This window comes from Shewanella sp. FeAMO, assembly GCF_053653955.1.
Window position 1 is genome coordinate 3348140 of the sequence record NZ_CM132201.1, and the last position, 13146, is coordinate 3361285.

Below are 13146 nucleotides of genomic sequence, written 5' to 3' on the forward strand. Positions count from 1 at the left end.
AGAGATAAATGCGAGTTGTGCATTACCGTGATGCTTACCAAAACGATATCCCTAGAATCATCCAACCAGAGAGGGCTCTTGGCTACATTCGGAGATCCCTATCCAGTCAACCAGGGTTCAACCAAACGGTCTTTGGCTTGGACAACCTACTGAGTGATTGCGGCATTTCCTATGCCCCTAGCCAACATCAAATTGACAGTGCTTTAAGTCGCATCGCTTGGCGTTTGGAAAGCGGTGACTTCTTCCTGTTAGGTGACAGAGACGATGACTTCGGCAGCATACAGTTCTTTGGTGATATCAGCCCTTTTGTATCGTCCACTTTCAGGGAACGCGTCAAGCGTTTACCTCCCCGGCCTCAGTTCGGGCATGGCAACTATGCCAAAGCCTCAGAGCCCATTGTAGAGCCCAACATCACCCCAGCACCGGAAGCCCCGGCTGAGCTGAAAGAAACCGGGATAACCAAAGCCATTAACGCCATGATGGGGGGTGCAAAACAGGTTATCAACGATTATATTGACAACCAACGGGCTGCCCAGGCCGAATGGTTTGCCGACCAGGGTATAATTAAGGCCAAAGATGAAGCCTCAGGCAAAGTCCTGACCCCTGAAGAATTGGGAGAACGCTATCGAGGTAATCCAACTTTGCCACTTGCTGATAATGAGCAGGCTGGAGCTGAAGCGGTACTTTCCATGGCTGGTTATGATGCGGCTTTATTAGTAGCAGAAGCTGCTGTTAATCGAAAGAAAATAGTCACGAATGCCAAAGAGATAAAAGATACCCTGATTGACGCCGTTAAGAATACTCAAAAGAGTCCTGCGTTAGATTTCAACAAAATCAACATGCGTAGTGCTGATGATTTGATGGGAGTTGAACCCGCATCACCAGAACTAATATCTGCCATTTCTAAGAAGCGAGATGTTGTGATTGCCAAACCTGGTTCGGAAGAACTACGTATGTTGGATTACTTTGGAGCTGAAGCATCAGTAAGTGGGGTCAATAACACCCACATTCTTCTTCGCGAGAACCCAAGTAAGGCCGCGATGATTGAGGAGTTTCTACATGGTACACAGTCAAGGCTTGGTATTACTGATCGTTTAGGAACTAGCGGTTTAGGAAGTGCTGAAACTCATGTCAAAGATTTTATGATTAACCACCAAAAAATGTTAGGCCTGGGTGATGAAGATATTCAAATACTAAAAATACTTAGAGACAAGGGATTATAACTGTGGTGATAAAAATGAATGTACAGGAAAAATTTGAACTGTCGGAAGGAGTTACAATCTTGGCTTGCTCCGGTTATGAGAATGAATTTGATGTTATTGGCAAGAAACTCAATCTGATTTGTGATGGTGAGGTTCGGCAAACCTTAACTATATCCGGTGAAAAGAAAATGATTAATCAGAAGGCTAACTTTGAGCAAAAGGCATTCGAAACCAATGATAAGGTTTTGTTGTCACAGGAAGAAGCCCAAAGTGGCAAATGGCAGCTAATCGGTGATTGACTCATAGACTGATGACATGCTCAAGGGCAAGCAGGCCTTTGAGCATGGTATTAAACGCAACTTGGCCATTTGGCACCATGGCGCCCGTTACGGCGAAGAAAGCGGCACAACTCGCGGCCACTATGCCGAGTTTGCTGTGGCGCTGACAAACTTGGGGATCCACGCTGGAATGGAGCAGCCGGTTGTTGACCCATTCATCCCCCAGGGGCTGATGTGGAAGAAACCCAATTAAGGCTCACGCACACTCAGTGATCCCAGCTTGGCCAGCTCGGGGGCGCTGTTGATGAACTCCACAATATCACGCGCCAGTGGCAGTACCTCGTTGCTCTGATAGACATCGTTGGTTTTAAGCGGGTCACCAAGCCCTGCAGCGCCCTGTGGAATAATCCCCGCCATCCCGGCCGGAAAGCGGTTGGCCGTCAACACATCCTAAGCGCTGATGTTCTTGGCGCTGGCAAATTGATCTTTGGAAGAAAAGTCGCCGATGGGGATCACCTGGATCCCCTTCTCTTTGCCATCCGGAATGTTGATAAAAAATATTACGAAAGTTACCCGCCCCTTGCTGCGAGCCAGGGCGCTTCCTATCGCCGGTCCTGATCACTGAGCTTGGGATCTGACACGTACAACAGGTGGCCCATGTGGGCGCCGTTCTTGAATTAACTGACTTGTTAACTGCCTTGAAGCTTAACTACTCAGCAGCTCGCGGGCGTTGGCCAGGGTATTGCTGGTGATGGTATCGCCGCCAAGCAACCGAGCCAGCTCCTGTACCCGCTGCTCTTTATCCAGTGCCACCATGGAGGTTTCAGTACCACTGCCCTTGGCATGTTTGGCAACAAACATATGCTGATGGCCGTTACCTGCCACCTGCGGCAGATGAGTCACACACAATACCTGGGTCGATTCTCCCAGGGTGCGCAACATGCGGCCCACCACGGCAGCCGTTGGTCCGGAAATCCCCACGTCCACCTCGTCAAAAATCAGTGTCGGGGTTGCCACCTTACGGGCGGTTATTACCTGAATACCCAGGCCGATACGGGAAAGCTCGCCCCCAGAGGCCACCTTGGCCAGACTCTGCAGTGGCTGCCCCGGGTTGGTGGTCACCAGAAATTCAACCCTGTCACTGCCGTTGACCGACATCTGCTCAGGGCTGAACTCCACCGCTATGCTGAACTTGCCCTTGGGCATATTGAGTTCATGGATGGAAGCCGTGACCAACTTGTCCAACTCTTTGGCATAGCGGCTGCGGCTCTGACTGAGTTTTTGCGCCTGGGTCAGGTAATTCTGTTTGCTGGCTTCCAATTGCTGCTCTATCTCTTCGAGCTTCTGCTCATCTGAGTCGAGGCTACCCAGTTCGGTCAGCAACTGCTGATGGTGTTGATACAACTCTGAGGGCATCACCTGATGCTTGCGCGCCAATTGCATCGCCTTGGAAAGTCGCGCCTCCAGCATGGCAAAGTGTTCAGGGTCCAACTCGAGCTTGTCCAGATAGCGCTGTAGTTCGCTGCTGCTTTCCTGCACCTGGATCAGGGCATCGTTGAGCATACCGCCAACATTGGCCAGCTCAGAATCGACACTCTCCAGCTCGGCGCTGATATGCACAGCCCGGTTCAGCAATGACTCTATGTTGGCCTCTTCGCCCTCACTGAGCAGCATCAAGGCCAACTGACAGGACTCGATCAGCGCCGTACTGTTGGCCAGACGCTTGTGCTCCTGCTCTATCTCGGCAAATTCATGCTCCCCGAGGGCAAAGTCGTTGAGCTCTTCCACCTGATAGCTGAGTAACTGCTTGCGGGCGATTCTCTCCTGCTGCGACAGTACCAGTTGCCGCAGTTCCTGCTCGATTTGGCGATAACGCTGATAGGCACTGCTGACACCATCGAGCAACAGCTTATGATTGGCATAGCTGTCCAGCAGGTAAAGTTGCTGCTCTGTCTTGAGCATGGCGTGATGGGCATGCTGGCCGTGGATCCCCACCAGCAAGGGCCCCAAGGCCTTGAGCTGAGTCAGCGGCACAGGGTTACCATTGATATAGGCGCGGGAGCGGCCATCGCTGCCAATGGTGCGCCGGAGAATACATTCATCTTCGAGTTCAAGATCATTATCTTCCAGCCAACGCTTGGCCAGAGGGACATCCGCCAGAGAGAAACGGGCACTGACTTCTGTCTTGCTGGCACCGGGGCGCACACTGGCGGCATCGGCCCGGTTACCGAGACAAAGCCCCAGGGCATCGATGGCAATGGATTTACCCGCCCCGGTCTCGCCGGTAATACTGGTCATTCCCGGACGGAAGTCCAGCTCCAGAAAACGCACTATGGCAAAGTTATTGATGCTGAGTTGGCAAAGCATAATGAATTCCCAAAACACTGTATTGATAAACAGTATATACTGATTTTTTATACAGTAAATATCTGTCGATTAATTATTCCCTGTGTTCTTCCCTAGACGGCCCATGCCGCTATCAAAGGCAAACTGATAAAGGTGATCAGCGTGCCCACTAATATCCCCTGGGCACTGACCCCGGCCTTGGTGTCATAACGCTGCGCCAGTAAGTATACACTCGCTGCCGTAGGCAGGGCCGCAAGAATAACCCCCATCTGCAGATTGGTGCCGCTGATCCCCATGGCTTTCAATAATAGATAAGCCAGCAGAGGTTGCAGTAGCAGCTTGCAGGCGTTGATGCCAAAGAGCTCGGCCAACTGCCAAGGCCCAGGTAAGCGGGTGGCGCCGCGAACCCGGGTCGCCTTGGCCAACACCATACCTATGGCAAACAGGGCGCAGGGACTGGAGGTGGCGCCTATCTGGCTTATCATCATCTCTATCCCATCCGGCAGAGCCATACCGGACGCCGAGACGGCAACGCCCAGGGCGCTGCCGATAACAATCGGGTTTTTCGCCAGCGCTTCAACAATTATCAGCAAAGGATGCGCCTTATTTTCTGTATCTCTGGCAAGCTCCAGCGACACCAGTGCCACGGCAAACATCACCACAGACAACAGGCTGGCAATGGCCGCCGCGGCCAGCGCCAGCTGGTTTCCCGGGTAGACTATCATCATCATGGGGATACCGATAAAGGCGGTATTGCCAAAGGTGGCATTCAAGGCGCGAATTGCCCCTACCCCTTGACCCGCCCTGAAACAGCCGGAAATCAGCAACACCAGCAGGTAGGTCAGCATCATTGCCACGCTGAAACCGACGATGAAATGCCACTGGAAGATCTCCTCGAAAGAAGTTCTTGCCAGCACTATCATCATAATGGCCGGAAAAGCTATGTAGTAAACATATTGATTGAGCGCCGCATCCGTACCATCCGGCAGGATTTTGCTTTTCTGTACCAGTGAACCTGCGAGCATAATGCCAAACACAGAGATCAGCGGAGTAATGATTCCAGTCATACTTCTTCCATTTTGCTGACTTTGGCTGTCGTACTCCCGCCGGGGATCTGCGAAAATGGCGGGGAATTCTGTATCTTGCCTGCCCTTATCAGTACAGCGAAGTAAGTTCGGCAGAGACGCCGGCAAGATACCATAGTCGTTATCCGCCAGCCATTGCGCTATGGTCGTAGAAACCGGCAGACAAGCGTTTTAAACATATCCTTGGCACATTGAGGAACCGCAATGAGTGACAATCAGGCCCCCGAACTGCAACTGCTCTACTTGTTTGTACATCTGGTCAATGCCGGCAGTTTCTCCCAGGCCGCCAAAGTGTTGGATATGCCGGTGGCGACCGTCAGCCGCAAATTGGCCAAGCTGGAGTCTGTGCTGGATAAACAACTGCTGATGCGTACCACCCGCAAACTAAGGTTGACCGAAGAGGGACTGGAGTTGTTCCAACGCTATCAGCAGCTGATAGCCCAGTTTGATGCCCTGGCCAGCGGCACCTGCGCCGACAAACCCGAAGGCACCTTGAGAATTGCCGCCCCCATCTCGATAATCTCTATGATATTCATCGAGACACTGAACGAATTTTGCGAGTGCTACCCGGATATCAAACTGCATATCGCCCAAAGCAATGAGGTGGTGGATCTCATCGACAAAGGCATAGATGTTGCCATAGTCGGCGGCACCCAGCCGGACTCCTCCTGGGTCTCCTGCTCTCTCGGGGTATTGGATTATCGCCTGGTGGCTTCCCCCGGGTATCTTCGAAAGGCGCCGGTATTCAATCATCCGCAGCAGCTCAGTCAACATAAGGTGATCAAGGTCTGGCCTCTGTTCAACTGGTCGTTGCGCCATCCCGATGGCGATGCCTTCTATTATGACGGCCCGGCCAACCTGACCCTGACGGATCTCCACGGTGCCATCCGTGCAACCTTGAATGACGGCGGGATTCTTTATGGCCCAGAGCTCTTTTGCAAACAGGAGTTGAAAGACGGGCGGCTACAGGTATTGCTGCCGGAGTGGAAAGGAGAAAAACGGCGTATTTCCCTGCTCTATCATCAACGCAGCCAGCAACCACTCAAGGTGAAACTCTTTATCGAGTTCATGCAGCAGCGGGCCCCGGCGCTGTTTTCCATGGACTGAAACGCAAAAAAGCCCGCGATGCGGGCTTTTCTTCGAAGGGGTATGTCTTACAGACGGATACCAGCCTTCTCCAGGTCTTTGGCAATCACACTTCTTGGCAGTGCAACATAACCGTCTTTCTCAACAACCTGCTGCCCCTGCTTGGACAAGACATAGCGGACAAACTCGCGCTGCATGGGTGACAGCTCTTTGTTTGGATGCTTGTTGATGTAAACGTAGAGGTAGCGTGACAGTGGGTAAGTACCGCTGGCAGCATTGTCTGGTGTTGCAGCGATATAGTCAGTGCCCTTCTTCGACAGAGCCACGGCTTTAACACCGGCTGTCTTGTAACCTATGCCTGAGTAACCGATAGCGTTCAGCGACTGAGATACAGACTGAACCACTGAGGCGCTGCCTGGCTGCTCGTTCACATTGGCTTTGAAGTCACCCTTACACAGGGCTTTCTTCTTGAAGTAACCGTAAGTACCGGATACTGAGTTACGGCCGTACAGCTGAATGTCTTTGGCAGACCAGCTTCCGTCCAGACCGGCATCACCCCAGCGAGTGATATCGCTGCCACCACACTTGTGGGTAGAGGAGAAGATAGCATCAACCTGCTCTATGCTCAGGCCCTTGATTGGGTTGTCCTTGTGAACAAAAACCGCCAGGGCATCGATGGCTACACGAATCGCAGTAGGCTTGTAACCATAGTGCTTTTCAAACGCTTCTTCTTCGTTTGGCTTCATCTTGCGGCTCATTGGGCCGAACTGAGAAGTCCCTTCGGTCAGGGCTGGAGGCGCAGTTGAAGAACCGGCAGCCTGGATCTGGATGTTGACGTTAGGGTACATCTGTTTGAATTCTTCAGCCCACAGAGTCATCATGTTGGCCAGAGTGTCAGAGCCGACGGAAGACAAGTTACCGGAAACACCACTTGTTTTCTCGTAGGTTGGCAGTGACTGATCGATAGCAGCCATAGAGGCTGCAGAGAATACACCAGCGGCCGTAAGGGTTACCGCGCCGACAAGCTGTTTCAATTTCATTATTTGCTCCAGTTTTTACCGAACTTGGTTTCTAAAACGCAGCCAGTATCAATTGCCACAATGACAAGTCTATGACTTAAAAATGACAGTTGCATGACAAGCCAAAATAAATACGCTGTAACTGGGTATCGAAAATAACAGACTGAAAATAACGCCCAGCCACGCCTTGAAGCCATTTCGGCATAAAGGACCCTCGATTGACAATGTCGCCCCAACAGTTTCCTTGGATATACTAAAGCCTTTGCTTAATCATGACCGTGAGATTGCCATTTGCCACAGGCTTGAAAAAGAGTGCACAAAGCCTACCTCTTCCCGCTAGACAGCAAAAAGGAGCCAAAGGCTCCTTAATAGGGTTAATGCAGTCAAACGCGTCAGGAAGCTTGCTGCTCCAGCAGATGCTGCGGGATCACAAAGCTGAAGGTACTACCCTTGCCAAGCTCACTGGCTACCTTGAGTTCGCTGTGGTGATGACTGAGGGCGTGTTTCACTATCGCCAGCCCCAGACCACTGCCACCGGTTTGCCGCGAGCGGGCATTGTCGACCCGATAGAAGCGTTCGGTCAGGCGACTGATATGCTGCGGTGCAATACCTTCACCACTGTCTTTAACACTGAACATGGCGCCGGTTGCCACCCGTTGCCAGCGCACCTCAATACTGCCGCCCGGCTCTGTGTAGCGTATGGCGTTGGACAACAGATTGGAGCAGGCACTGCGCAGCTGCAACTCATTGCCATGGGTATTGAGCCCAGGTTCGGCATAGAAGCTCAGTTGGTAGCGACCACGGGAGAGCGCTTCGCCCTCCTCTTTTAAGGTGGTCATCAACTGCTTCATATCCACTGTGTGTTCCAGGTTGATATCGGCGGCATCTTCAATCCGCGACAAAGCCAACAGCTGCTCCACCATGGACTGCATCCTGCCTGTCTGCTGTTGCATCAGCTCCAGCGCCTTGACATTGGGTGAGTCGGGTTCGGCCATGCTCTGCATCATCTCAAGATATCCCTGCAGCACAGTGAGCGGCGTCTTCAGCTCATGAGAGACATTGGCAACAAACTCCTTGCGCATCCCCTCGAGTTGCCTAACCCGGGTGATATCCCGGGCAATCAGCAACAACTGCCTGTCGCCATAGGCCATCAAGCGCACTTCCAGCAGACGCTTATCCGAAACCGGGGACGGCAGCTCCAGCGGCTCCTTGTAATGGCCCTTCTTCAAATAGGCCGAAAAGTCGGGATGCCGGATAAGGTTATCTATTCGCTGACCATTATCCTGCGGCCAGACAAAGCCAAGCAGCAGCTGCGCCAACTTGTTACACCAGAGAATATTGTGCTCTGAATCGAGTACCACGGCCGCATCGGGAAGTGCTTCGGCCCCCTGGCGAAACCTTCCCAACAGCCCGGCCAACTGACTCACCCGCTTGCGGTTTTTGCCCTGCAGGCGATAGATGCCGTTGAACACCCCTTCCCAGCTGCCACTGCCCTGCGGCGGCGTTAAGCGGCGATCGCGCCACAACCAGTAATTGAGCCGGATAAGCTGGCGATAGTGCCAACCCAATAATAGAAAAGCGCCCAGACACAGTACCAAGAGCAACTGACCAAGCAGCAACCCAAGCAGCAAACAAGCCGCCAGGTACAGCATCAAACGGGAAAACAGCCGATAACCCGAATAGGAATCAAACATAGAAAATGCCCAGGCAAAAGGCCGATGGTTGCACAAGATAACGCAAAACCCGGCCCATGCCCATTGTTACCCCGCTAGATACGGGTAGAGAAGCGGTAACCTGCGCCGCGAACCGTTTGGATCAGTTTATCGTGCCCGGACAGCTCCACGGCTTTCCTTAAGCGACGAATATGCACATCCACGGTTCTGTCTTCGACATAGACATTGGTGCCCCAGACATTGTCCAGCAGCTGCTCACGGCTGTAGACCCGTTCCGGGTGAGTCATAAAGAAGTGCAGCAAACGAAACTCGGTCGGCCCCATCTCCAGCACAGAATCCCCCACTGTGACCCTGTGGCTGACAGGATCCAGGGTCAGGCCCTGCACGTCTATGGTTTCTTCCAGGCGGGTTGGTGCGGCGCGCCTGAGAACCGCCTTGATGCGAGCCACCAGCTCCTTGGGGGAAAACGGCTTGGTAATATAGTCATCGGCTCCCACTTCCAGGCCTTTGACCTTGTCCTCTTCCTCGCCGCGGGCGGTGAGCATGATAATGGGGATCTGGCGGGTAAACTCATCTTGCTTCAATCGCTTGGCAAACTGAATACCGCTGCCACCGGGAAACATCCAGTCCAGCAGAATAAGATCCGGATAAGGTTCCTTGAGCAGTGCCAGCGCAGAGTCAAAGTCCTCGGCGGCACTGGTGGTGTACCCGTGTTGTTCCATAACAAAAGTCAGCATCTCACGGATAGCCAACTCATCTTCTACTATTAAAATCCTTGCAGTCATAACGGTTTCTGTCAGTGAATTTCCACGTGGCCATTATTGGACAGTTTTATTACAAAATTATGAAAAGGGCCGACTCTGACACCTTTAACGCCGCTATTTTGTCACAATTTTCCCGATTAAACACTTGAAACTGGAATGAAAAGCTTACCAAAGAGCCGTTATTGACCGCCACGAGCAACAATCTCACTGCAGCTGAATTTATATTACAAGTCTACAACAAACAATAAGTTAGCCTTAACTTAACCAAGTGCTGCCGCGGCTCCCTGTTAGGCCAGGCGCGAATTATCTTTCAGGTACACGGCACTGACACAATTTCCTGACAACTGTTTTCACACTGCAGGAACGCGCCCAAGAGCCGTTCGGCTGAGTTGGCTGGATTCATCCGCAAAGGCCGAAGGCAAGAACCAACAGCAGCGCGACAAAGAGCTACCTCAATACGCCTCCTGCCTACAAACAGTGCAAACAAAAAGGAGGCCCAAGGCCTCCTTCGCTGCAGCTGTGGTCGTTTAGAACTTGTGTTCCAGACCAACACCTATGTACTTGTCATCATCGTCCATATCTTCCATGGAGCGATTGGTGTAGAAGGCAAACAGCTTGGTAGGCTTACCCAGCTTGTAGTCGGCACCGATAGACCAGGAATCACCCTTGTCTTCCATGTCCTGCCACTGACCTTTGAGGGTCACCGCGTCAATCTTGTAAGCCGCGCTCAGCAGGTAACCGTTCTTGCTGTCACCGTCCACTGACTTTTCTTCCTGCTGGTACATACCGCCCAGGATGAAGTTGGCCAGCTTGGCCTGTACTGTGGCGCGCAGAACATCGTAGCCCTTAACTTCAGAGTCGTAGGCAATAGAGGCGAATACTGCGCTCTTTTTCAGATCCTTGTCACCGTACATGGCGGCAACAGAGAAACCATCTTCACCGTCTTGTGACTTGGCGGCTTCGGCAGCGTAAGTGGCACCGACTTTAAAACCACCGAATGAAGGCGACAGGTAAGTCACTGTTTGCTCGATACGGTTTTCACCCTTGAACAGGCTCTTGAGGTCGCCTGACAAGTCGTTGAACTGGTCCACTTTACCTTGAGACACTTTCAGCATGGTGTCGTTACGACCCACAGAGATGGCACCGAAGTTACCTTTCAAACCAACAAACTGGTTACGGGCCAGGAAGTTGTCTTTGGCATCATCGCCTGTGTCTACTTCGTATTCCACTGTATAGAATGCTGCCAGGTTGTTACCCAGATCGAATTCGCCCTTCACGCCAAAACGAGAGGCATTGCTCTGAACCGTGGTTTCAGAATCGTCAGCACCGGCCTCGTCGTTGGACTGAACAGTAACATTCAGCTTGCCGTAAACGGTCAGCGGCTCGGCTGCGTGGGCAGAGGCCAGAGAGACTGAAGCGATAGCTGAAGCGAGTAGTGTTTTGCAAAATGCGTTCATCATTAATTCCTTTCGACGTTCTCTTCGTCTTGGTTATTGGTTTGGAACGAGCGAAAGTGTGCAACGAGTCTGTTGCAGTTTTATTTCATCTTTTAACCTGTTGGCTTCATTGGCATCAAAGACCTGCCCTGCCACCGGTAAAAGCCCATCACCACGGGGCCTCGCGGCAAGCAAAGGGCTATATGACATTTTGGTTAAATCTGCCCAGAGCGAAAAAATCTGTGCTAGCAGGGCGGGTTTACCTAGAGGAATTCATGCCTTACACTGCGGCTTTATTTTTCAAAGAGCGCCTGTCATGTGGTTTAAAAATCTCACCGTATATCGTTTCAACAAACCATTTTCCACCGATATAGAGGCACTGGAGACGGCCCTTGAGGGCTTCACCTTTTCTCCCTGCTCCAGTCAGGACATCAGCAAGTTCGGTTTTTCCAAGGCTTTGGGCAAACTGGGGCACACCCTGGTTCACAGCGCCAACAACCGCCACCTTATCTGTGCCACCAAAGAGGAGAAGCTGCTGCCTTCTCAGGTCATCAAAGAAGCGCTGGAAGAAAAGGTGTCGCTGCTGGAAGAGGAAGAAAACCGCAAGCTGACCAAGAAAGAGAAAGATGCGCTCAAGGATGAAATCACCACCACTCTGTTGCCAAGAGCCTTCTCCCGTCGCAGCCAAATCAAGGCACTGTTGCTGCTGGATGAGCAACTGATCCTGGTAGACAGCTCCAGCGCCGCCAAGGCCGAAGAACTGCTGGCCTTGCTGCGTAAGGCGCTCGGCAGCCTGCCTGTGGTACCAATGAGCACCAAGACACCGATTGAAGTGCAAATGACCGAATGGCTCAAGCAAGGCAATGCCCCTGCCCCCTTCACCATTCAGGATGAAGCCGAGCTCAAGTCTGCCGCCGATGATGGCGCAACCGTGCGCTTCAAGCAGCAGGATCTGGGCGAAGAGGAAGTACTGGCTCACCTGGAAACTGGCAAGCAGGTGCATAAACTGGCACTGCACTTCGGTCAGTCCATCGCCTTTGTGCTGCAATCCGATGCCGGACTGCGTCGCCTCAAGTTCTCGGAAGAGTTCCGCGCCGCCACCGATGATGTTGCCGGTGAGGATCCGCTGGCCAAACTGGACGCCGACTTTGAGCTGATGAGCAGCGAACTGGTTGCGCTGATGCTGGCACTGGTCGACGCCTTGGGCGGCGTTGAAGACAGCCTGTAATCGCTATCTCCAAGTAAAAAGGCGCCTGATGGCGCCTTTTCTGTCTCCAGCTAACCGCCCCACTGGTCGAGCAGTGCCTGCCGCAACACTTCGAGTTTGGCAGAGTGCTGCCTTGAGGGTTGATAAACCAGAAAAAGAGGATGAGGACGAGGTGCATAGGTTGGGAGGATTTCCTGCAATTTGCCTTGCTGCAGTGCATCATCAACAAAATAGCGCATCAGTTGTACCACTCCCGTGTCCAGGCAGGCCGCTTCCAGCAAAGGGTCACCGTGATCGAGTATCAGGTTGCCGTCAAAATCATACTCCAGTTGACTGCCACCTTCACTGAAACGCCAACTGACAGGTTTACCGCTCAGCGGACTTCGCACCCGCAAACAGTTATGCTGCCTCAGCGCGGCGGGCGTATCGGGTGTACCGTGAGAGGCAAGATACCCGGGCGAAGCCAAGGTCGCCCATTCAAGTGCCTTCAGCGGTCTGGCAATCAGGCGTGAGTCCTTGATTTCACCCGTGCGGATGACGGCATCGAATCCTTCATCAACCAGATCCACCAACCTGTCGGTCAGTTCCATCTCTATCTTGAGCTCAGGGTAACGGGCCAACAGACCTGACACTATGGGTAATACCACGACTCGACCAAAGGCCGATGGGGCACTGATCTTCAGCAATCCCTTGGGCAGACAAAGATTCTCCTGCAGCGAAATCCTGGCTTCTTCTAACCCGGAAACCAGTGGCGCGCAGCGGGCGAGAAACAGTTGTCCATCTGGGGTGAGGCTCAGGCTACGGGTATTTCTGTGCAGTAGTCTGACTCCCAGTTGTTGCTCCAGGCGACTGACAGCCCGGGACAATCCCGACTGAGTCAGTCCCAGCTGCACCGCGGCTTCGGTAAAGCTCAGACATTCCGCCACCTTGATAAATTGACGCACCGCATTAAGATCCATGACTTTATTCATTTCTAAAAGGAATTTATGAAATTTATCAAACTTAAATCATAAGTAATACTGCAACCACCTTAATCTTTCAGCTAAAAAA

The 13146-nt window shown here is 52.4% G+C and carries 13 protein-coding genes; 5 read left to right on the plus strand and 8 right to left on the minus strand.

Features of this window, described 5'->3' with window-relative positions:
* Nucleotides 1-8 precede the first annotated feature (8 nt).
* From ACWAU4_RS15110 to ACWAU4_RS15120, 3 genes are read left to right on the plus strand one after another with little or no spacing between them, the layout of a single operon-like run.
* Complete coding sequence (locus tag ACWAU4_RS15110) at nucleotides 9-1223, plus strand: hypothetical protein (protein ID WP_202880034.1); 1215 nt, start codon at nucleotides 9-11, stop codon at nucleotides 1221-1223.
* A 14-nt stretch (nucleotides 1224-1237) separates the two neighbouring features.
* Entirely contained in the window at nucleotides 1238-1501 is a 264-nt protein-coding gene (locus ACWAU4_RS15115; protein WP_044734863.1) for a hypothetical protein, read from the plus strand.
* Nucleotides 1502-1517: 16 nt separating this feature from the next.
* Nucleotides 1518-1733, plus strand: coding sequence for a hypothetical protein (locus ACWAU4_RS15120; RefSeq protein WP_044734864.1), 216 nt, complete (start codon nucleotides 1518-1520; stop codon nucleotides 1731-1733).
* Here ACWAU4_RS15120 and ACWAU4_RS15125 read toward each other — a convergent pair.
* The 3 genes from ACWAU4_RS15125 to ACWAU4_RS15135 all read right to left on the minus strand — a co-directional run bounded on the left by ACWAU4_RS15125 (nucleotide 1730) and on the right by ACWAU4_RS15135 (nucleotide 4893).
* On the minus strand, nucleotides 1730-1927 hold the full coding sequence (locus ACWAU4_RS15125) for a hypothetical protein (protein ID WP_052658105.1): 198 nt from the start codon (nucleotides 1925-1927) through the stop codon (nucleotides 1730-1732). The two genes, ACWAU4_RS15120 and ACWAU4_RS15125, sit on opposite strands and share 4 nt — an antisense overlap.
* A 258-nt stretch (nucleotides 1928-2185) precedes the next feature.
* A complete protein-coding gene (gene recN, locus ACWAU4_RS15130) occupies nucleotides 2186-3847 on the minus strand; it encodes a DNA repair protein RecN (RefSeq protein WP_093983584.1) in 1662 nt (553 codons plus the stop codon).
* Nucleotides 3848-3939: 92 nt separating this feature from the next.
* A complete protein-coding gene (locus ACWAU4_RS15135) occupies nucleotides 3940-4893 on the minus strand; it encodes an AEC family transporter (RefSeq protein WP_028781001.1) in 954 nt (317 codons plus the stop codon).
* A 222-nt stretch (nucleotides 4894-5115) separates the two neighbouring features.
* On the opposite strand from ACWAU4_RS15135, the gene ACWAU4_RS15140 reads away from it, so the two are divergent.
* Nucleotides 5116-6018 (plus strand): LysR family transcriptional regulator, encoded by a 903-nt coding sequence (locus ACWAU4_RS15140; protein ID WP_025011643.1) that lies wholly within the window; start codon nucleotides 5116-5118, stop codon nucleotides 6016-6018.
* 47 nt (nucleotides 6019-6065) lie between these two features.
* Here ACWAU4_RS15140 and ACWAU4_RS15145 read toward each other — a convergent pair whose 3' ends face one another.
* The 4 genes from ACWAU4_RS15145 to ACWAU4_RS15160 form a co-directional block, all read right to left on the minus strand.
* Complete coding sequence (locus ACWAU4_RS15145; RefSeq protein WP_028781002.1) at nucleotides 6066-7037, minus strand: PstS family phosphate ABC transporter substrate-binding protein; 972 nt, start codon at nucleotides 7035-7037, stop codon at nucleotides 6066-6068.
* Between the two features lie 371 nt (nucleotides 7038-7408).
* Nucleotides 7409-8710 (minus strand): phosphate regulon sensor histidine kinase PhoR, encoded by a 1302-nt coding sequence (gene phoR / locus ACWAU4_RS15150; protein ID WP_208124929.1) that lies wholly within the window; start codon nucleotides 8708-8710, stop codon nucleotides 7409-7411.
* Nucleotides 8711-8784: 74 nt separating this feature from the next.
* On the minus strand, nucleotides 8785-9474 hold the full coding sequence (phoB, locus tag ACWAU4_RS15155; RefSeq protein WP_025011640.1) for a phosphate regulon transcriptional regulator PhoB: 690 nt from the start codon (nucleotides 9472-9474) through the stop codon (nucleotides 8785-8787).
* 506 nt (nucleotides 9475-9980) lie between these two features.
* Nucleotides 9981-10913, minus strand: a complete 933-nt coding sequence (locus ACWAU4_RS15160) for a porin (RefSeq protein WP_054745024.1) — start codon at nucleotides 10911-10913, stop codon at nucleotides 9981-9983.
* A gap of 292 nt (nucleotides 10914-11205) precedes the next feature.
* Here ACWAU4_RS15160 and rdgC point away from each other — a divergent pair, with 292 nt between their 5' ends.
* Nucleotides 11206-12117, plus strand: a complete 912-nt coding sequence (rdgC, locus tag ACWAU4_RS15165) for a recombination-associated protein RdgC (RefSeq protein WP_025889123.1) — start codon at nucleotides 11206-11208, stop codon at nucleotides 12115-12117.
* A gap of 50 nt (nucleotides 12118-12167) precedes the next feature.
* Here rdgC and ACWAU4_RS15170 read toward each other — a convergent pair whose 3' ends face one another.
* Nucleotides 12168-13055, minus strand: coding sequence for a LysR family transcriptional regulator (locus ACWAU4_RS15170; RefSeq protein WP_071239249.1), 888 nt, complete (start codon nucleotides 13053-13055; stop codon nucleotides 12168-12170).
* Nucleotides 13056-13146: the final 91 nt, after the last annotated feature.